The organism is Mucilaginibacter sp. (assembly GCF_964263795.1).
Taxonomy (GTDB): Bacteria; Bacteroidota; Bacteroidia; order Sphingobacteriales; family Sphingobacteriaceae; genus Mucilaginibacter.
Window position 1 is genome coordinate 1 of sequence record NZ_CAXVWK010000060.1, and the last position, 20,833, is coordinate 20,833.

Consider the following 20,833-nt stretch of genomic DNA (forward strand, 5'->3'; position numbering starts at 1 on the left):
TAACCCGCAGGTGGCGGCACTCCCTCTTCATTTAAAACAGTTTATTGTTAACCAGCATTATGAACATTACACCGCCGTAGATCATGCGGTTTGGCGGTATGTAATGCGACAGAATTACAGCTATTTAAAGGATGTTGCCTATTATCCCTACATTCCGGGTTTGCAAAAGGCAGGGCTAACTATTGAAAAGATCCCCGATTTACAGGATATGAATAACGCTTTGGCCAAAATAGGATGGGGCGCGGTAACTGTAGATGGTTTTATTCCCCCTGCCGCGTTTATGGAATACCAGGCTTATAAAGTGTTAGTTATCGCTGCCGATATACGCCAGCTAAAGCATATCGAATACACACCCGCCCCGGATATTATCCATGAATCGGCAGGGCATGCACCTATTATCGCCGATAAGGATTATCACGAATACCTGAGCTACTTTGGGTCGATAGGGGCCAAAGCCATGTTCAGCGCACAGGATTTTGAATTGTACGAAGCGATAAGGGCCTTATCTATACTTAAAGAAATGCCCGATGCAGACGAAGCTGAAATTAAGAAAGCCGAAGACCTGGTAGCCTATCGTCAGGAACATATAGGGGAACCATCAGAAATGGCATTGCTAAGCCGCCTGCATTGGTGGACGGTAGAATACGGGTTGATAGGCACTTTAACAGAACCCAAAATCTACGGCGCAGGGTTGCTATCATCGATAGGCGAAAGCGCCAGCTGCATGATGGACGACTTAAAGAAACTGCCTTACACCATAGATGCAGTCAATTACAGTTATGATATCACTACAACCCAGCCACAGCTGTTTGTAACGCCTAACTTTCAAAACCTGATAAACGTTTTAGAAGAGTTTGCCGATACGATGTCATTCAGAAGGGGTGGGGCGTACGGCCTGCAAAAAGGGATCGATAGTAAAAATACGAGTACCGTAGTTTACAGTTCCGGGTTGCAGGTATCGGGTACATTTACCGAATTTATGAAGGATCCGCAGGGAGAGCCCGCATTTATAAAAACCACCGGCCCTACCGCCTTAGCAATCAAAAATAAACAGATTGACACGCATGGTAAAGAATACCACAAGGATGGTTTCAGCTCGCCGGTTGGTAAATTGAGCGGATATGATAAACCGCTGGAAGAATTCACCGCCCAAGAACTTAACGCTTTAGTCCTGATAGCAGAAAATAATACCACTTTACGCTTTGTAAGCGGGATAACCGTGGCCGGCAAAGTTAAAAATATTCATTCCCATAACGATAAGATCGTGCTGATCACCTTTACAGATTGTACCGTAACTGATAATGCAGGCAATGTGCTTTTTGAGCCGACATGGGGCGTTTATGATATGGCCGTTGGCGAAAAAATAACATCTGTTTTTTGCGGCGCGGCAGATAAAGACGCTTTCTTAGAAATTGCATATAAATCAAATACCGGCACTCATCATGCTGAATATGATTATAAAACATTAGAACTGCATAAACTTTATCAGCAGGTGCGAAACAGGCGGCACACCGGCGGGGAGCTAAGTTTTTTGGGCAACATTTGGATGATGCTGCAGCGCTACCATTACGACGACTGGCTTTGCGCTATGGAAATATTGGAATTGCTTGACCATGAAAACGGCGAGCCGGAGCTGGCTGCAGAGATCCGGCAGTTTTTGGAACGCAAGGCAGCGAATGAGCCCGGGTATAAAAAGTTGATTAACGACGGGCTGTATCTGATCAAACATCCGGTTGAAGAGAAGTTGGTTGTTTAAAGTTAAACTTGTAACTTAGGGTATGACAACGCTGATTGTAAAAGTTGATGACAACCGTACAGAATCTCTCAGAAAGATCCTCAATGAGATTCCCTATGTACATAGTATTGAACAGGAAAATGATGCGCAATTAATGGAACCGTTAACGCAATATGAGCGAATTAAAAAAATTGTCGACGCTGCGAAAGGTAAAGATCTCTTTGTTGACATAAAAGATCCTGTTGAATGGCAGCGGGAAATCAGAAAGGAATGGGATCGTGATTTTTGATACAAATGTCCTCATTTATTTATCAAATTCTAAACTTCCGTTAATCAAATTATTTAATACGCAAGCCAAAATATCTGTAATAAGTAAAATAGAAGCGTTAGGTTATGCAAACAAAAATTTTGCAGAACAATCGTTTCTAATTGAACTTTGTAATGAATTACCTATTGTTACATTGTCTGACAGAATTGCTGAAGAGGCAATAAACATCCGCAGAGACCATCGCATAAAGCTTCCTGATGCAGTAATTTATGCAACGGCCGTAGTTGAAGGTTTACCTTTGCTGACCAACAATATTTTTGATTTTAAATCCCTTGGTAATAAGGTGGAACTAATAAATCCATTTGATCTATGAATATTATTATAACAGGTGCCAGCAGTGGTGTTGGTTTCGAGGCGGTACTGGAATTGATCTTATCCGGTAAACACAAGGTGATCGCTTTGGCGCGATCGCAAAATAAGCTGGAGCGTTTGCTGGAAATTGCAAAAGGTTTAAACCCGGAATGTGAGCTCTATGCTATCGCCTTTGATATTGTACATGATGATTATGCGGGCCTGCAGCAATTCATAACCTCAAATTTTGATGGTAAGATAGATGTGTTGGTAAACAACGCAGGGGTGCTGATCAATAAACCTTTTACAGAATTGTTGGAGTCGGATTTTGTAGAGATGCTGCAAAGCAATTACATAGGCCATGTGCGCATTATTCAAAGCCTGCTGCAGTTTATGGGCGACGGGTCGCATATTGTAAACATCGGTAGTATGGGAGGTTTCCAGGGGAGCGCCAAGTTCAACGGACTGTCGGCCTATTCGGCCAGTAAAGCCGCACTACACACATTAACTGAATGCCTGGCGCAGGAGTTGGTTGAGCAAGGTATTAAAGTAAATTGCCTTGCCCTCGGATCGGCACAAACCGAGATGCTGGAGCAGGCTTTCCCGGGCTATGAGTCGCCGGTAATGGCCTTTGAAATGGGTAAATATATTGCCGACTTTGCCATAACCGGTCACCGTTTCTTTAACGGCAAAGTATTACCTGTTGCAGTAAGCACCCCATAATCTCATCTGGCTTAAATTGCCGTCATATTAAACATCCTGAAATTCTTGCGAACTGCTTCTTTTAGTGCCAAGTAAACCCAGGCTCATGATGATGCTGGTGCCTAATATCACTACAAATAACAACCCGGTGCCTAATGCCGGGATCTTAAGTTCCGCAGGGATGTTATAATAAAGCAATACGCTTATCAATCCACGTGGGATGATCACCAGTTCTGGCATTAGACCCGATTTTAATACCAGTTTAAGGTACAGGAACCTTACCAGGTATATCACCAACAATATCAGTCCGCCGTTTATCACTGTATACAGGTTTTGCAACTGGTAAACATCCATTGTATAGCCAAATATGATAAAGAAAAAGGTGCGCATGATAAAAGCACTTTCTGCAGACAGCTGGAACAACTGTTTAATATCATAGCCCAGCGTTGGGTAAATAAAATATTTGCGGAACCAGGTCATTTTTATCTGCCCGGCGTTGTTCAGGAACAGGCCCAGCGCCAGAACAATTATCAGCGACGACAGGTGAAACGATTGCCCGATGCTGTATACCAGGATAAGTATTGAAATGATGAGGAAAGATTTAATATGATGCGTTAACCTGCCTATAAGGTATAACAACAACAGGCAGGAGCACACGGCAACAACCAGTATCAACCCCAGATCGGCACCTAGTGCTGTAAATGAGGAAAAGCTGATCTGCTTATTATTGATCATGAAGTTGAACAGTACCACCGTAAGGATATCAGAAAACGACGATTCGTAAATAATAAACTCTTTCTTTTCTTTACTTACACCTGACGCAGAGGGAATGGCAATGGCGGAGCTAACTACACAATAAGGGATTGCGTTGATAAAGCAGCGGTAAATGCTATCATTACTGATGTAATGAAAAGCCCAGGTTACCAAAACAGCTGTTGCTAGCAGTATGGTGAGTGCCGACAGGAACGATTTTCTGATGATCGCATTTTTGTCGGTCCCGTACTTCAATTCCAGTGAGCCCTCAAAAACGATCAATATTAGCCCTAAAGTGCCTAAAGCGGGCAGTATGGTTGTAAAATTAAATTTAACGAGCCCGAAATAATCGACAATAAGTTTGATGCCAATTCCTAAAAACAGCAGCAGTATTACAGACGGGATTTTGGTTTTACCGGCTATCAGATCAAACAGGTACGAAAAGATAACCAGTCCGCTGAGGATGATAAGTGTGGTGTAAGTGGTCAAATTAAGTAATAATTTGTAGCGGCCTCAACTATCAGGGTCCAAGCCATCAACACCACATCCCGCAAAATGTTCAATGTATAATAAGTTGCAGTAAGGTGTATTTTACAAAACCATGAAACAGCAACGATTGTTTGTATCCATATTTGCACAAAAAGAATGATATGCCGCATCTATTTTCTCCGTTAAAAATAAAGAACATCGAATTTAAAAACCGTATTGTGGTATCGCCTATGTGCCAGTACTCAAGTATTGACGGTTTTGCAACTAACTGGCACCTGGTGCATTTAGGGGTACGCGCGGTAGGTGGTGCCGGGTTGCTTATTACCGAGGCTACAGCGGTATCTCCTGAAGGCCGTATTTCTTTCGCCGACCTGGGTATCTGGAAAAATGAGCATATCGCAAAGCTAAAAGAGATAACTAATTATATTGAAGAGCAAGGCGCGGTTGCTGGTATCCAGCTGTCGCATGCGGGCCGTAAAGCCAGCCACCAGCAGCCCTGGGTTGGCGGCAAGCAAATTGCACCGGATGCAGAAAACGGCTGGGATACTTACGCGCCCAGCCCTATCCCTTTCACCCTGGATGAAGTGGCGCCGATCGAACTGGACAAAACAGCGATCACAAAAATAATCAGCGATTTTAAAGCAGCAGCAGAACGTGCTTTGGCAGCAGGTTTCAAGGTAATTGAGCTGCACGGTGCGCACGGGTACTTAATTCATCAGTTCTTGTCGCCGTTAAGCAATCAGCGTACCGATGAGTATGGCGGCAGTTTCGAGCAACGCATTCGGTTTTTATTGGAACTGATAACAGCAGTACAAGAAGTTTGGCCGGCGGAGTATCCACTGTTTGTACGCTTATCTGCCACAGAATGGACTGAAGGCGGCTGGGGAATTGAAGATTCTGTAGCGCTCTCCAAAATATTGAAAGAAAAAGGCGTAGACCTGGTAGACTGCTCTACAGGAGGCAACATTGCCGGCGCAAAAATTCCTGTAAAACCAGGTTACCAGGTGCAATTTGCCGAAGCCGTTAAAAAGCAGGCCGGCATTTTAACAGGCGCAGTAGGTTTAATTACCGAGGCGCAACAGGCCGATGACATAATCAATACCGGCCAGGCTGATGTGGTTTTGCTGGCGCGCGAATTGTTGCGCGATCCGCATTTCCCGCTGCGTGCTGCGCATGAGCTGGGCCATGAAGTTAAATGGCCAGATCAGTATGACAGGGCGCAATGGCGTAAATAGACAAAACCTCATATAATCATAACACAGGATATTTTAAATCAACACAACATATCATTACATTCGTATCAACTCAAAAATAAAACATACTATGAAACGTACAGCAAATGCACATTGGAATGGCACCCTGCAAGAGGGCAAAGGCGAAATAACCACCCAAAGCACCATTCTTAACCAAACACAATATTCTTTTAAAACCCGCTTCGCAGATGGTATTGGTACCAACCCCGAAGAACTGATAGCGGCTGCACACGCAGGCTGTTTTACCATGGCAGTTGGCGCGGCGTTAACTCAGCAGGGAATTACCCCAGGCGATTTGACAACCGACGCTATCCTTGACCTTGACATGCAGGCTTTGGAAATCAAAGGCATCCACCTGGAGCTTAAAGCATCGGTTATAGATGGCGTGGACGAGGCTAAATTTAAGGAAGTTGCCGAAGGAGCAAAATCCGGCTGTATCGTATCAAAAGCATTAAGTGTACCTATTACCCTTAACGTAACTTACGCATAAACAAACCGTTTTATGTTTGTTAAAAGGTAGCGGTAGTACAAACTATCGCTATCTTTTTTTGTACCCATATTTAAATCCTCCTTTATGCTTAATACATCCCGTTCGCGTATATCCCTTACATTGGTTTTCGCCTTGGTTATTACCGGTTTTTTGATATTTCTGTTTTTTTATATCAAGCACCAGTTTACCACCACACGTACCGAGGTTACCGAAGATGTAATGGTATCGCGCATTGTATCAATGGGTAAGCTCGAACTGGTGAAATATGCAATGAAGGATGTGGTTGAGAAGAAAGAACTGCACATGATCCTGCCCGATTCGAGAGTGCTGTTTGTAGCTGTTGGCGAGGTAACCGCCTGTATCGATTTGACTAAAGTGAAAAAGTCCGACATCACGCAAACCAAAGATAGCGTATTGGTAACCCTGCCCAAACCCGAGATTTGTTACGTTAAGCTCGATCACCAAAAATCGCGCGTGTATGATGTATCGGGCGTTTGGTTTGCCGACAAAAGTAAAACCATGGTAGAGGATGTTTATAAGCTTGCCGAAAAGAAGATGCTGGCCGGCGCTACCGACATGAAGATAATGGATAAAGCCCGGCAAAATGCCCAGCTGATTTTTAAACCTTTTCTGGAAAATGTTTCGGCTAAAACAATTGTGTTAAATTTTAAATAAATTCCTGTTAGCTCTTAAGCTTTTAGTTTAATAACTGATATATTTATGGTGTCACAATAAATCCATAAGTAATGATCCCTAAAATTATTAAACAACTGACGCTTACCGCTGCCGGGGCCTTGTGCTCCTTTGCTCCGTTTGCCCAGCAACCCAGGCTGCCCGAAGGGTATTTCTGGAAAAAGCTTCCGAACGGATTGGAAGTTGTGGTGATAGAGAATTCTAAAGTTCCCTTAGCCACTATAGAGATAGCTGTTAAAAATGGTGCCTACACCGAAGGGCCGGAGTACAGCGGATTATCCCACCTGTTCGAACACATGTTCTTTAAGGCCAATAAAGATTATCCAAACCAGGAAAAATTCTTAAAACGCACGCAGGAGCTGGGTGCCATCTGGAATGGTACTACTAACGTAGAACGTGTAAATTACTACTTTACTTTTGACCGTGATAGCCTTGCGCAGGGTTTAAAATTTATGAATGCAGCTATCCGCTACCCGATATACCGTGAAGAAGATATGCAGAAAGAGCGCCCCGTTGTCGACGGTGAATTTCAGCGTGCAGAAAGCGACCCGGGTTTTCAGCTGTACTTTGAGGTGCAAAAGAAACTTTGGGGCGATCTGATCACCCGCAAAAACCCAATCGGAATTCATGAAGTGATCAACACCGCCACACCCGAAAAGATGATGGTAATTAAAGGGAAATATTACATCCCCAATAACAGCCTGCTTACCATCGTTGGCGATGTTAAACATGATGATGCCTTTAAAAAAGCAGAAGATATTTTTGGCAGCTGGGAAGGTACCGGCGAAGACCCGATCAAAAAATATCCTATCCCACCATTTAAGCCGCTTACTAAAAACGAATTCTTTGTAAAGGAAATGTCTATAGCACAAACTCCTAATATGGAGTTTGCATGGCAGGGACCGTCGTACCTTACAGATTCGGCCGCCACTATCGCTGCAGATGTATTTTCGACCATTGTCGGGCTTAACTCCTCAAAACTGCAACAGGCTTTGGTTGATAAAGGCCTTGCGAGCGGGGTTTATGTAGGTTACCAAACCAGCAAATACACCGGCCCTATCGATATCAGCATCACCCCAAATCCAACAAAACTTAAGGAGTGTTATGACGAGTTTATGCGCCAGGTAAGCATGTTTGGCAATGCGGATTATTATACTGATGAGCAGCTTACAGATGCCAAAGCAATTTTACTGCGTGCCAGTGTCCGCCAAAAAGAAAAACCATCAAGCCTGGCCAGTCAGCTTAGTTTTAACTGGTGCAGTACTTCGCTTAACTATGCTACCGATCTGGATAAAAACTACCAGAAGGTTACCCGCGCCGATATTAAAAAATATCTGGACACTTACATCATAGGTAAGCCAATGGTAGCAGGCATAATTATAAGCCCGGAAGCCAACAAAACAGCTAAGGCAGGTTCATATTTTGTATCAAAATAACTCGACAGCAGATGAAAAAATATATATACAGTTTACTGATAATTGCCGCAGCCGGCAGCTTTAAACCAGCCTTGGCACAAAAACCCGCTTACGATATGATGGTGGATGGCGTAAAGGTAATTGTACAGCCAAGCGGTAACGATATTGTAGTGATACAAACCGTTATAAAAGGCGGGGTGCAAAACTATCCGGCAGCCAGGGCAGGTATCGAATCAATGGCCATGAATGCCCTTACCGAATGCGGAACGCTTAAGCATGATAAAAACAGCTTTAAGAACGCGCTGGAAAAGATCAGCGCGAACGTTTACGGTTACACTAATAAAAACTACGCAACAGTTGTGCTTAATTGTATTAAAAGCGATTTTAACACTGCATGGCCTTTATACACCGAGGCGATAACAATGCCTGCTTTTGACGCAAAAGAATTTGCGCGCGTTAAGCAGGATGCTATCACCCAGTTAAAATCTGAAGAAGGCCAGCCAGATGTAGCCATCAATAAATTTGCCGATAAAGTGGCGTTTGCAGGCCGTAGCTACGCAACCGATCCATCTGGTACGGTAGCCAGCCTTACAGCCCTTACACCCCAGGGTACCAAAGCCTATTATCAATCTATACTAACCAAATCACGCATGACGATAGTTGTTGTTGCTGATATGGAACGTGCAGACATTGAGGCAAAAGTAAAGGGTATGCTTGCCGGTATAAAACAAGGCGCGCCTTTTGAACTGAAGAAAGACTTTTTCCGCGTGTATAAAAATACCTTCTCATCAGAGAACAGGGAACTGGCCACCAACTATGTTGAGGGCACAACCAGCGGGCCTGCACCGGGCACACCCGATTTTGATGCTTTTAACGTAGCTATGCGGATCTTTTACGATAAGCACTTCCTGGATATCCGTACTAACAACGGCTTGTCATATGCGCCGTCTGCTTGGTTCAGCGCGGGTGCTACCAGCGTTGCAAGGGTATCGGTATCTACAACGCAGCCGGATAAATATATAGCCGTATTTGATAAATTGGTTGATAAGATCAAAACCCAGGGCTTTAACGCTGCCGAAGTAGCAGATATGAAAGTAACATACCTTACCAGCTTTTATTACAAAAACGAAACTAATAACGCCCAGGCATCGTCAATAGCATCAAACGAGGTGTTGCACAATAATTGGAAGCGCTCAATAACTTTGGTAAATGACGTTAAAAAGCTAACGCCCGAGCAGGTGAGCGATGCTTTCCGTAAATACATTGGTAACATGGTCTGGGTTTACCAGGGCGATACAAAAAAGGTTAACCCGTTGTTGTTCACCAACGGCACTCTCAATAAAGGCGAAAACGCTGTTAGTCATTAACAGTAACATCAGCCACTAATAAAAAGAGCCGCATCTGTTAAGGTGCGGCTCTTTTTTATTTAAATGATCGTTTAATTAGTGGCTGGGTTTATTTTTTCCTGCTCTTGTTTAGGGAGCACTGCCTTGCGTTTGTTACGGTTTCGCCACATCTCGCCCATGTGGCGGGTAGGGATATTATCACCCAGTAGTTTGCCCCAGGGTTTCAGATCGTCAATACGGTCAAAGATGATCTTTAATACAGCCACAAATGGTATGGATAAAAACATACCAGATACGCCCCATAACTGGTTACCCAGTAACACCACTATGATAGACATTAAAGCATTGATCTGCACTTTTGATGATACGATGCGCGGCACCAAAATATTGTTATCAATAAACTGGATAACAATGTAGGCAATAATAACACCTAACTGGGTAGAGTAGCCGTCTTTAGTAACAGTAGCCATTAGCACAGGCAAAGCAATAGCAATTATACCACCCAGGTAGGGGATGAGGTTAAGTATCGCGCCAATGCAACCTATCAGGATTCCGTATTTAACGCCGAGCAGCACTAATGCCGCCGAATTCATTGCGGCCACAATCAGCATTTCTATCAGCAGGCCTACAATGTAGCTTTGTATGGCGCTTTTAGTTTCGCTTAATACGTCACTTACTTTTTTAGAGTTCTCTTCAGAAAACACTTCATAAAGGAAATTAAGTATAAGTGTTTTGTATAATAGCATCAAAAACATGTAAACCGGCAGTAAGAACACGATACTTAGCGTACCTAACAACCCGCCAAGGGTTTTACCCACCATAGACTGGCTATTATTTAACGCCTCCTTAACCATCTGGTCTTGCTTAGCAGTAGCAATACCGAACGTGCCCTGGATCCAGGTTTTTAAGTTTTTGGAGATCTCACCAAATTTCTGTTTCAGCATCGGCAGTGAATCACCGAATTGAATAATTTGGGTGGACAGGAAATAAAACACAACAACCACCAATAAGATCATTACCAGCATGGCAATAATGATTGATGCCACACGGGGTACTTTACGGCGTTGCAACAAATTACAAAGCGGGTTTAATAAAACCGATAGAAAAGCAGCAAATGCAAGCGGTACCAATATATCTGCAAGCTGCGATAGTACGTAAACCAATAATATCAAGCCAAACAGTACGGCTGTACTTTGGAGATAAAAAGGCTGATCTTTGATCTTAACTTGCATGTAAGTGTGTTTTCATATACACACAAAAGGAGTTAGTTTGCGAATTGTTTGAACAAGAAGAGGTTTCAATAAAAAAGCGCCTTTGCAAGGAATGAAATAATCTGTAACCAGGCATACCTGATATGCACCTTTGAGATTGTTTCGCTCCTTGCAGTGACGCGTAAGGGGTTAAGTATAGACAGCCGCTCCCTTTTATTGAGAGTTGGGCTACAAAAGGTTTTTCCAGCTTACCAGGCCGCCAATTATCTTCTCCAGGTCATCAGCCGCAACACGCTCCTGCACCATGGTATCGCGGTGACGGATGGTTACAGTGTTGTCTTCCAATGTCTGATGATCTACCGTGATACAAAATGGTGTACCTATGGCATCCTGGCGACGATAGCGCTTGCCGATGGCATCTTTTTCTTCGTATTGGATATTGAAATCAAGCTTCAGCTTATCCATTATCTCACGCGCCTTCTCGGGCAGGCCGTCTTTCTTGGTGAGCGGGAAAATAGCAGCTTTAACCGGTGCAAGGCAAGGGTGCAGTCGTAAAACCGTACGGCTGTCCTGGCGCTCCGGGGTACTCAGGTCTTCTTCCTCGTATGCATTGATCATCGTAAGCAGGAACATCCTGTCTAACCCTATCGAAGTTTCGATAACGTAAGGAATATAGTTGCCATAAGGCTTACCATTCTCATCCAGTTCAGGGTCAAAGTACTGCATTTTTTTGCGCGAGAATTTCTCGTGCTGGCTCAGATCAAAATCGGTACGGCTGTGTATCCCTTCCACTTCTTTAAAGCCAAACGGAAAATCGAATTCAATATCGTAAGCGGCATCGGCATAATGTGCCAGCTTGGTATGCTCGTGGTAACGGTATTTTGCTGCATCGGTACCCAGGGCAAGGTGCCATTTTAAGCGGGCTTCTTTCCACTTTTCAAACCATTCGCGTTGTGTGCCGGGGCGTACAAAATATTGCATCTCCATTTGCTCAAACTCACGCATGCGGATGATAAACTGACGGGCAATCACCTCATTACGGAACGCCTTGCCGATTTGTGCAATACCGAAAGGAATCTTCATCCTGCCCGATTTTTGTACGTTCAGGTAATTTACAAAAATACCCTGTGCGGTTTCAGGGCGCAGGTAAACTACATCAGCATCACCTGCTATAGCGCCCATTTGGGTGCTGAACATCAGGTTAAACTGGCGTACGTCTGTCCAGTCTGGTTTATCTTTACTTAGCGGGTCTTGTATATCCTGCTCAATGATCAGTTCTTTTAGACGCGGAAGGTCTTCTGCCTTTAAAGCATTGTCCATCGCGGTTTGCAAAGCAGCGGCTTTATCTGCTTCTCCGTCAGCTTCATATTTAGCAATTTTATCTTCCAGCAACTGATCGGCCCTGTATCGTTTATTGGTTACCTTGTTATCAATCATCGGGTCGCTAAAGCCGTCTACGTGGCCGCTCGCCTTCCAGATGGTTGGATGCATAAATATGGCCGAATCGATACCGACAATGTTATCATGCATTTGCACCATTGATTTCCACCAGTAAGTTTTGATGTTGTTCTTCAATTCTGAGCCGTTCTGGCCGTAATCATAAACAGCGCTCAGGCCGTCATAAATTTCGCTTGATTGAAAAACAAAGCCGTATTCTTTACAATGTGATATAACATTTTTAAAAAGTTCGTCGGTTGGTTTGCTCATAATGAGGCAAAGATAGTTTTTAGAGGTGAAGTCCGAAAGTCTGAAAGCCGTAAAGTCCTTAAGAAAGAATTGGGATATGGGGATTGTCATACGGTCTTACTGACTTTCCGACTAAATTTCTACATTTACCCCATGAGCATTTCGGTAAAGGCTTTAACAAAAATTTACGGCGGGCAAAAAGCAGTGGATAGCATCAGCTTTGAAGCCGGCCCCGGTGTGCTGGGTTTTTTAGGGCCTAACGGCGCGGGCAAAAGCACCACCATGAAAATGCTTACGTGTTTTATCCCGCAAAGCGGTGGCACAGCATCGGTATGCGGGTTTGATATCAGCACACAGCCGCTGGAGGTAAAACGCCGCATTGGCTACCTGCCCGAAAACAACCCGCTATATACTGATATGTATGTAAAAGAGGCGCTGGGCTTTATTGCCGGCATCCATCATATGCAGCAGCCGGGCAAACGCATTGCCGAGGTGATTGAGCAAACAGGCTTGGGGCCGGAGCAGCATAAACGTATCGGCCAGTTATCAAAGGGTTACAGGCAAAGGGTTGGCCTTGCACAGGCTATCCTGCACAACCCGGATGTGCTGATCCTGGATGAACCAACATCAGGATTAGACCCTAACCAACTGATCGGCATACGGCAATTGATTGTAGACCTGGGCAAAACCAAAACCATTGTTTTAAGTACCCACATTATGCAGGAGGTTGAAGCTGTTTGCAACAGGGTGATCATCATCAACAAAGGCACTATCGTAGCTAATGATACCTTGCAGGGGCTTCGAACGAAAAACGGCGGGCAAACGCTAGAAAACATCTTTATCGGTTTAACCAATTGACGGTTAAAACTTCATATTTCGTGCATTTATGAAAAAATTCACTTTCATTGTATTTATACTATTGGCTTTAAAGGCAGGGGCTCAAACAACCCCAACCAAAACATTCAGTGTAGGGTTAGAGCTGGGGTTGCCTACAAACAGTATATATAACATCGGCCTTGGTGGTTCAGGTAAAATGGAGTTGCCTATTGTGGCGCCCGTGGCTTTAACATTCACCGCCGGGTACACCAGTTTTTATTACAAAAGCGCGCTTATAGGCAGTAATGCGTCGCAATCGCCGGCAGGGTTTGTGCCCTTAAAGGCAGGCGGCAAATTTTACTTTAGTCCGGGCATATATATCGAGGCGGATGCCGGTACGGTGATAGAGACCAATTACAACAAAAACAAACTTTTTGTATTTGATGCGGGGCCGGGCTTTGTATTTGCTACCGGCAAGCACTCCGGGATAGATTTCGGCATCCGGTACGAGAACTGGGGAGGCGGCCGGCTCAGGCAAACCGCGTTACGGGTAGCATACAGGCTGGGCTGGTAAGCCTAGCGCAAGAATTAAAAATTGATAAGAACCAAGGCCGGCACTATACAGATCGTTAACTTTTTGCCGATACCAAAAACGCTGACTATTTCAACTTAACCATTAACTTTACACCGTGCTTTCCATCTTTAAAAAAGAAATTTCTACCTATCTCAGTTCGTTGGTGGCTTACGTAACCATCGGTGTGTTTTTGCTGGTTTTAGGCTTGTTTTTATGGGTGTTTCCGGATACCAGCATACTCGCTTACGGCTATGCCGGGTTGGATAGCATGTTTAGCACCGCGCCTTACCTTTTTATGTTCCTGGTACCCGCTATAACCATGCGCTCACTGGCTGAAGAGCGCCGCGAAGGTACGTTTGAGCTTTTGCTTACCCGCCCGCTTACGCATTTACAAATAGTGCTGGGCAAATACCTGGCGGGGGTGGCCATTGTGCTTTTTGCTTTGGTGCCTACACTGGTTTACTATTTCTCGGTTCACACGCTCGGGACGCCTCAGGGCAATATCGATACAGGGGCCGTCATCGGCTCATACATTGGCTTGTTTTTGTTAGGGGCTGCCTTTACCGCTATTGGTTTGTTTGCCTCGTCGGTGAGTAAAAACCAGGTCATTGCATTTACCATCGCCGTGTTTTTAAGCTTTTTTATGTACAGCGGGTTCGATTCGCTGAGCACCATACTTTCGCTGCAAAATCTGGGCCTTTCATCTCTGGGAATAACTGAACATTACGAGTCGATTAGCCGGGGCGTATTAGATACCCGCGATCTGGTTTACTTCATCGTACTATCAACCTTGTTTATCTGGCTTACTCTTTTCGTGATCCATCGCCAGCTGAAAAAGAAATTAGTTAATACAGCCTTTTTGACCACGCTGGGGTTGATGCTGTCCGTCAGCCTGCTTTCCACAAGAGTTTTTACCCGGTTCGATTTCACTGCCGAGAAGCGCTTTACACTCTCGGCGGTTAGCCGTAGAATGGTAGACAGCCTGCAGCATAATATAAATGTAAATGTGTACCTGCAGGGCGAAAACTTCCCCGGGGGGATGAAAAGGCTGCAATCGGCTACCCGCGATATGCTAAGCGACCTGCAGGCATACAGTCATGGTAAACTGCAGTTTGCCTTTATCGATCCGTTAAAGGGATTGTCAGAAGATCAGCAAAAGCAAGTGTTTGAGGATCTGGATGCTAAAGGTATCCAGGCGCAAAACTTAAGCGTTAAAACAGACGATGGCGTATCGCAAAAGGTAATCTTCCCTTTTGCCCTGGTTACTTATGGCGACAGGGGCATTCCTGTAAAGCTGTTACAGGCCCAAAGCAGCATGAACGTTACACCGGACGAGCAGCTGAACAATTCTATCCAGAACCTGGAATACGCCTTTACATCAGCCATAAAGAAGATTACCCGTGGCGGCAAGGAGCGTATAGGCTTTACCGAAGGCCACGGCGAATTAACCGACCTGCAGTTGAATGACGCCATGCGCTCGCTGGCGGACGGTTTTTTGGTAGGCAGGGTAAATTTAAGCACCATTTCTTTCGACAGCCTGAAAAAAGTAAGCCTGTTGGTAGTGCCTAAGCCTAATACTGCCTTTACCGAAGCGGAGAAATTTAAGATAGACCAATATGTTATGCGTGGCGGCCGGGTACTTTGGGCGCTAGACCAGGTAAGCGCCGAGATGGATAGCTTGCGTGGCCATGCCGACCAGTTAGCCTTTAACAAGCGACTAAATCTGGACGACCAACTGTTTGATTACGGCGTAAGGATAAATTATGATTTGATTGCCGATATGAACGCCATGCAGATACCGGTAAATACAGGTAATGTTGGCGGACAGCCGCAGATTCAGATGTTACCCTGGTTGTTTTACCCTATCTACGTACCCTTATCGAAGCATCCCATTGTTAAGAATCTGGATGGCATCAGCAGCCAGTTTGCGAGTACTATCGATGTGCTTAATGCTAAGTATATTAAATCGACGGTGCTGCTTGCCTCTTCACCGTTCAATAAAAAGATCAGCACGCCCCATACACTGTCATTACAGGCCTTACAGCAAGAGCCCGATCCGAAAGACTTTCAAAGCCAACCCAAAAACGTTGCTGTGTTACTGGAGGGAAGCTTTAAATCGGTTTTCAGGAACCGACCCGTGCCTGATAGTGTAAACGAGCAGGTAGCAGTTACAGCGCAAAGCAAACCTACTAAGATGGTAGTATTAAGTGACGGTGATCTGCTAAAGAACCAGGTGGGTGCCGACGGCTCTCCATATCCGTTGGGCTACGATCGTTACAGCCAAAAAAGTTATGGCAATAAAAACCTGCTTTTAAATATTGCTGACTATATGACCGACGATTCGGGCTTGATAAGCTTACGGTCTAAAGAGATCAAAATCCGTATGCTTAACCGTGCCCGCATTCGTAACGAAAAACTGTTTTGGCAGTTAATTAATAATATAGTGCCGATAGGTGCAGTGTTAATATTCGCTATTTTTCAACATTATATCCGCAGGCGAAAGTATGCCCAGTAAATTTTATACTTTTGGTAGATAAACGTTAAACAAACATGAGATTTATAGTTTCCACTTCAACCTTACTCAAGCAACTGCAGTCTGTAAGCGGCGCGTTGAGCAATAGTACGGTATTGCCTATATTGGAAAACTTTTTGTTCGAGATAAAAGACGGGAATTTAACCATTTCTGCTACCGACCTGCAAACCAGCATGACCACTTCATTAGCTGTAGAGGCTAAGGAGAACGGCCGTATTGCCATCCCATCGCGCATATTGCTGGATACGCTTAAATCATTACCGGAGCAGCCTGTTGCTTTTTCTGTAGATGATAAAACGTTTGCTATTGAAATAAGTGCCGGTGATGGTAAATACAAACTAAGCGGCGAAAACGGAGAAGATTTCCCGAAAATTCCGGTTGTGGAAAATGCATCATCAGTTAACCTGCCTGCATCAGTTTTAGGCGAGGCGATCAACAAAACTATTTTTGCCGTTAGTAACGATGAATTGCGCCCGGCTATGACGGGTGTTTACTGCCAGTTAAGCAGCCAGCATTTAACCTTTGTAGCAACCGACGCACACAAACTGGTGCGTTACCGCCGTAAAGATGCCAAGGCCGATAGCACTACCTCATTTATTTTACCAAAAAAAGCCCTTACGCTTTTAAAATCAGCTTTACCGGCAGATGATGTGAACGTTTCGGTTGAATATAACAGCACCAGCGCTTTCTTTAAGTTCGGCAATATTAACTTGGTTTGTCGTTTAATTGATGAGCGTTACCCGGATTATGAAGCTGTTATCCCTAAAGAAAACCCTAATAAACTGGCCATCGACCGTTTAGCGTTCCTGGGATCGTTAAGCCGTGTGGCTATTTACGCTAACAAAACCACTCACCAGGTGAGATTGAAGATCACCGGCAGCGAACTGAACATATCATCAGAAGATATCGATTTTGCAAACGAAGCGCACGAGCGTTTAAGCTGCCAGTACGAAGGTGATGACCTGGAAATTGGTTTTAACGCCCGTTTCCTGATAGAAATGTTAAAGAACCTGAGCTGCGAAGAAGTGTCATTAGAAATGTCGACTCCTAACCGCGCAGGTTTATTACTGCCACAAGGCGGCGACGAGAACGAAGATGTGCTGATGCTGGTTATGCCGGTTATGCTGAATAGCTACGCATAAATACTGATAAAATTAAGCGTGATAAGTGTTGAGTAAGTCTCAACTTACTACTCGTCACCGCAATTAAAACAAAAAAGTCCGGGCAACCACCCGGACTTTTTTGTTGCCAGTATAACAAATCCTATAATTGTACAGTTATATAGCATCTGCTTATTTATATGAATATTAAGGTAAAGGTTTTATTAATAATTATGGCTTTAGCGTTTGGGTTGGCATCATGCAAAAAAGGTGATGACGTGCCGGCAACAACCCAAACCACCAATCTTAACGTTATTAATGCCGGTACAGATACGCTGAACTACTATGTGAACGGTACCCGCATCAATATATCATCCAGCCTTTATCCTTTGGGTTCATCCGGTTACATAGGCGTATCGGTAGGTAAGCAGAGTTATGATTTTAAAAAGCCGCGCAGCCCGGTTGTTTTGCTCAACCTTAACCTGGTTTTAGATAGCGGTAAAGCTTATTCGCTTTATGTTGCCGGCCGCAGTCCTGATCTTGCTTTCTCTTCCATAGATACCCTCAAAACCGATACTGCAAGCCGTGCCATGATCCGCGTTGTTAACGCATCGCCGGACGCAGGCAACCTGGATATCAGCATCGCAAAGGATACTATCCGCTTTAATAAACGTGCATTTAAAACAACCACCATATTTTTACCAGTAAAAGCAGGCCCTAAAAGCGTCCGCGTTTTTGAAACCGGCTCGGCAATAGCAAAAATTGATGAAACCCGCACACTTGTTGCCGGCAGGATCTATACGCTATTCATTAAAGGCAGTTTAAATGGCGTCGGTGGTAATGCATTAGGTACAGGGCTGGTAGTTAACCGATAGATTTTAAAAAAATGATCAATACATATAAAGGCGGCATTCTATTTTATTTAGCGCTGTTTGTAGCGGGCAGTATGTTTTTACCAATGCTGGCATCATGCGGCAAAGATAACGGCACTACTTTAAACACGGCAAACGCCCAGGTAAACCTTATTAATGTTAGCCCGGATGTGCTTCCGTTTAATTTGTACTCGCGTCTAAACACAAGCTTTGTGCAGTTGGGTACCACTAACTACACGTACCCAACCGCATCCGGTTACTTTTTGCTGAACGTTGCCGAAACACCTTTTCTATTGCGGCCGTCGCGGGTTAATAACCTGGAGATAGTGAACCTGCTGCCCGAGGTGGATACGTTTCAGCGCAATGTGCGGTACACCTGGTTTGTCACCGGCTTACGTGCCGATAGTTCCTTGTCATCAGTGATTATAACCGATACCAGCAGCCTGCCCGCCATTGGGCGTGGTAAGATCAGGTTTGTAAATGTATCGCCAAACGCGCCTCCACTTAACCTAACCGCTAATGATACTACGGCATTCAGGGGGATAGGCTATAAGGGGGTGAGCAAGTTTATAGAAGTTACCGCGGGCAATTATAACTTTAATGTAGTATCGTCTGCAGCGCCGGGAATAGCTATTAAATCGATGCGTAATGTGCCTATCCTGGATGGCAGACTGTACACCGTTTATGCTTACGGCCTTACCGGCAGGCAGGATACGGCAGCGTTCAATACCAACATCATACTGAATACCGTACCACTTAAATATAATTAAGGCTTTACGGTTAATCTTGCTATTTTTGGCTAAAATTTGAATAAAAGTGGAAGTATTACACAGCCTGATAGACTTTATCCTGCATATTGATAAGCACCTTGCCCAGATAACCAGCCAATACCAGGGCTGGACCTACCTGATCCTTTTTGTGATCATCTTTGCAGAAACAGGCTTTGTAGTTACCCCTTTTTTGCCCGGCGATTCGCTTTTGTTTGCTGCAGGAGCATTAATCGCAGGTGGTTCATCCGGCCTGGATATCAATTTGCTTTGTATCATACTTATTGTCGCCGCTTTTGCAGGTAACTCTGTTAATTATGCGTTGGGCAATTATCTGGGCGCCCGGGTATTTAAAGAAGAGAACAAAATACTTAAGCTGAGCTACTACCTGCAAACCAAGGCTTTTTTTGATAAGCACGGTGGTAAGGCGGTTATCTTTAGCCGTTTTGTGCCAATTATACGCACCATTGCACCATTTGTAGCAGGGGTCGGTAAGATGCCTTTCGCCCGTTACAGTATCTACAACATTATTGGCGGCGTAGCCTGGATAGTGATTTTCCTGTATGGTGGTTACCTGTTTGGTAACGTACCTTTCTTTAAAAAGAACTTCTCGCTGGTTGCTATCGGTATTATACTACTCTCTATACTGCCACCAATTTATGCACTGATAAAAAGCCGTTTAAGCAAAAAACAACAGCCTACTCAGTAATATCCGGTTGCCAGTTAACAGCTTTACCGGCACGGTATAAGGTTTCTTCGTGGTAAAGCTTTTGCTTTTCATCTTTTGTGAGTGGTTTTGCAATAAGCTTGTCTAAATTTGGCTGCCCTGCATCCACCCATGCTGAAAACCAAAAGCTGCCCACAGCCAATATCGACGATCGCATCCGCCGCTGCACCATACCTTGTAACGCTTTATGGTATGCCCTGCTGTACGCAACCGAGTATACCTTCACCTTGCGGTTGCCGCGCTGCTCCATAGCATATTTTGTAGCATCGGTAAAGTTCCTGTTCAGCAACCGCTCTGCCCGCAGTACGGTATCCAGACTTTTGAATGAAGTACGGCAAATGCGAAAAGCCTCGGCAAGCGGATTCGCTATATAACGCGCTTTGCCCACGTTATAATGGTAATCGTTGCTGAATAATTCCGGCAGGCGGCTTTCCCAAAAGGCATGCAGCCCGGGTTGGTTAGTAAGCTGCCCGTCGTAGTTTTGGGTGAGGTGCAGTGGTACATGCGCATCAGAAACATAGTGGCCAAGGTTGGCCGAGAGCGTAAGTATAGCCGTAGTATCATGCGCTTTAAATGCCCTTACCAGCCAATAATAGTTGCTGGTAATAGCCCAGGGAACGGTGCCGTATTTATTTAGCGTATCACTTGAGTATTTGGCAGCAGCATCTATCCAGTGCTGCGGAATGTTTTTGAATGGCTGCTTACCATAATGGTCTGCGTCAAGGAAGTGGTGAGGTGCCTCGGAGCTGTCTACGTAACGCTTTTTATCGGCACTAATGGCATGCGCTGTAATGAACTCGATGTTGCTTTTGTAGAAAGCCGACATCCCTTTAGGCAATGTGAATACTGCCAGCCTGTGAATGCGGTGATGCGCAAAAAAGCCCCAGGAGCAGCAGATAGTAACGATGATGATCCCTGTAATTAGTGTTAAAAGGCTGCGCTTCATTAAGGGTAAAGATATAAAACTTTGTTTGTCCGTTTGGGGTGAATGAACTGCATGTGCCTGCCGCGTTATGGATGATAACTATACAAACCTGGTGTGTTCAACAGGC

General features: G+C 44.6%; 20 protein-coding genes. 16 read left to right on the forward strand and 4 right to left on the reverse strand.

Features of this window, described 5'->3' with window-relative positions; translation table 11 throughout:
* The 4 genes from ACE5CV_RS11255 to ACE5CV_RS11270 form a co-directional block, all read left to right on the forward strand.
* Positions 1 to 1,756, forward strand: a 1,756-nt coding sequence (locus ACE5CV_RS11255) for an aromatic amino acid hydroxylase (protein ID WP_374950272.1), incomplete at its 5' end; no start/stop codon positions are given.
* Positions 1,757 to 1,778: 22 nt separating this feature from the next.
* Positions 1,779 to 2,024, forward strand: a complete 246-nt coding sequence (locus ACE5CV_RS11260) for a hypothetical protein (protein WP_374950273.1) — start codon at positions 1,779 to 1,781, stop codon at positions 2,022 to 2,024.
* Positions 1,978 to 2,376, forward strand: a complete 399-nt coding sequence (locus ACE5CV_RS11265; protein ID WP_374950274.1) for a type II toxin-antitoxin system VapC family toxin — start codon at positions 1,978 to 1,980, stop codon at positions 2,374 to 2,376. Before ACE5CV_RS11260 ends, ACE5CV_RS11265 begins: the two co-directional genes overlap by 47 nt.
* Entirely contained in the window at positions 2,373 to 3,077 is a 705-nt protein-coding gene (locus ACE5CV_RS11270; RefSeq protein ID WP_374950275.1) for an SDR family NAD(P)-dependent oxidoreductase, read from the forward strand. The genes ACE5CV_RS11265 and ACE5CV_RS11270 overlap by 4 nt, the downstream gene beginning before the upstream one ends.
* A 27-nt stretch (positions 3,078 to 3,104) precedes the next feature.
* On the opposite strand, the gene ACE5CV_RS11275 is transcribed toward ACE5CV_RS11270, so the two are convergent.
* Positions 3,105 to 4,298, reverse strand: a complete 1,194-nt coding sequence (locus ACE5CV_RS11275; RefSeq protein ID WP_374950276.1) for a cation:proton antiporter — start codon at positions 4,296 to 4,298, stop codon at positions 3,105 to 3,107.
* A 161-nt stretch (positions 4,299 to 4,459) separates the two neighbouring features.
* Here ACE5CV_RS11275 and namA point away from each other — a divergent pair, with 161 nt between their 5' ends.
* The 5 genes from namA to ACE5CV_RS11300 all read left to right on the forward strand — a co-directional run bounded on the left by namA (position 4,460) and on the right by ACE5CV_RS11300 (position 9,516).
* Positions 4,460 to 5,533, forward strand: a complete 1,074-nt coding sequence (gene namA / locus ACE5CV_RS11280; protein ID WP_374950277.1) for an NADPH dehydrogenase NamA — start codon at positions 4,460 to 4,462, stop codon at positions 5,531 to 5,533.
* An 88-nt stretch (positions 5,534 to 5,621) separates the two neighbouring features.
* A complete protein-coding gene (locus ACE5CV_RS11285) occupies positions 5,622 to 6,041 on the forward strand; it encodes an OsmC family protein (protein WP_374950278.1) in 420 nt (139 codons plus the stop codon).
* Positions 6,042 to 6,125: 84 nt separating this feature from the next.
* A complete protein-coding gene (locus ACE5CV_RS11290) occupies positions 6,126 to 6,716 on the forward strand; it encodes a DUF4230 domain-containing protein (RefSeq protein ID WP_374950279.1) in 591 nt (196 codons plus the stop codon).
* Between the two features lie 71 nt (positions 6,717 to 6,787).
* The gene (locus tag ACE5CV_RS11295; RefSeq protein ID WP_374950280.1) at positions 6,788 to 8,170 is read left to right on the forward strand and encodes a M16 family metallopeptidase; all 1,383 of its coding nucleotides are present in this window, start codon (positions 6,788 to 6,790) and stop codon (positions 8,168 to 8,170) included.
* An 11-nt stretch (positions 8,171 to 8,181) separates the two neighbouring features.
* Positions 8,182 to 9,516: a M16 family metallopeptidase gene (locus ACE5CV_RS11300; RefSeq protein WP_374950281.1), complete on the forward strand. Its 1,335-nt coding sequence runs from the start codon at positions 8,182 to 8,184 to the stop codon at positions 9,514 to 9,516.
* 71 nt (positions 9,517 to 9,587) lie between these two features.
* On the opposite strand, the gene ACE5CV_RS11305 is transcribed toward ACE5CV_RS11300, so the two are convergent.
* Positions 9,588 to 10,727 (reverse strand): AI-2E family transporter, encoded by a 1,140-nt coding sequence (locus tag ACE5CV_RS11305; RefSeq protein ID WP_374950282.1) that lies wholly within the window; start codon positions 10,725 to 10,727, stop codon positions 9,588 to 9,590.
* 207 nt (positions 10,728 to 10,934) lie between these two features.
* The gene (locus ACE5CV_RS11310) at positions 10,935 to 12,413 is read right to left on the reverse strand and encodes a glycine--tRNA ligase (protein ID WP_374950283.1); all 1,479 of its coding nucleotides are present in this window, start codon (positions 12,411 to 12,413) and stop codon (positions 10,935 to 10,937) included.
* A gap of 132 nt (positions 12,414 to 12,545) precedes the next feature.
* Between ACE5CV_RS11310 and ACE5CV_RS11315 the strand changes: the two genes are divergently transcribed.
* The 7 genes from ACE5CV_RS11315 (at position 12,546) to ACE5CV_RS11345 (ending at position 19,763) form a co-directional block, all read left to right on the forward strand.
* Positions 12,546 to 13,250, forward strand: coding sequence for an ATP-binding cassette domain-containing protein (locus ACE5CV_RS11315; protein WP_374950284.1), 705 nt, complete (start codon positions 12,546 to 12,548; stop codon positions 13,248 to 13,250).
* Between the two features lie 28 nt (positions 13,251 to 13,278).
* Positions 13,279 to 13,782, forward strand: a complete 504-nt coding sequence (locus tag ACE5CV_RS11320; protein WP_374950285.1) for a hypothetical protein — start codon at positions 13,279 to 13,281, stop codon at positions 13,780 to 13,782.
* 115 nt (positions 13,783 to 13,897) lie between these two features.
* A complete protein-coding gene (gene gldG, locus ACE5CV_RS11325; protein ID WP_374950286.1) occupies positions 13,898 to 16,297 on the forward strand; it encodes a gliding motility-associated ABC transporter substrate-binding protein GldG in 2,400 nt (799 codons plus the stop codon).
* Between the two features lie 35 nt (positions 16,298 to 16,332).
* The gene (dnaN, locus tag ACE5CV_RS11330; RefSeq protein ID WP_374950287.1) at positions 16,333 to 17,457 is read left to right on the forward strand and encodes a DNA polymerase III subunit beta; all 1,125 of its coding nucleotides are present in this window, start codon (positions 16,333 to 16,335) and stop codon (positions 17,455 to 17,457) included.
* A gap of 191 nt (positions 17,458 to 17,648) precedes the next feature.
* A complete protein-coding gene (locus tag ACE5CV_RS11335) occupies positions 17,649 to 18,290 on the forward strand; it encodes a DUF4397 domain-containing protein (RefSeq protein ID WP_374950288.1) in 642 nt (213 codons plus the stop codon).
* Positions 18,291 to 18,301: 11 nt separating this feature from the next.
* Positions 18,302 to 19,057, forward strand: coding sequence for a DUF4397 domain-containing protein (locus ACE5CV_RS11340; protein ID WP_374950289.1), 756 nt, complete (start codon positions 18,302 to 18,304; stop codon positions 19,055 to 19,057).
* A 46-nt stretch (positions 19,058 to 19,103) separates the two neighbouring features.
* The gene (locus tag ACE5CV_RS11345) at positions 19,104 to 19,763 is read left to right on the forward strand and encodes a DedA family protein (RefSeq protein WP_374950290.1); all 660 of its coding nucleotides are present in this window, start codon (positions 19,104 to 19,106) and stop codon (positions 19,761 to 19,763) included.
* Here the strand turns inward: ACE5CV_RS11345 and ACE5CV_RS11350 are convergent.
* On the reverse strand, positions 19,753 to 20,727 hold the full coding sequence (locus ACE5CV_RS11350) for a zinc dependent phospholipase C family protein (RefSeq protein ID WP_374950291.1): 975 nt from the start codon (positions 20,725 to 20,727) through the stop codon (positions 19,753 to 19,755). The two genes, ACE5CV_RS11345 and ACE5CV_RS11350, sit on opposite strands and share 11 nt — an antisense overlap.
* Positions 20,728 to 20,833: the final 106 nt, after the last annotated feature.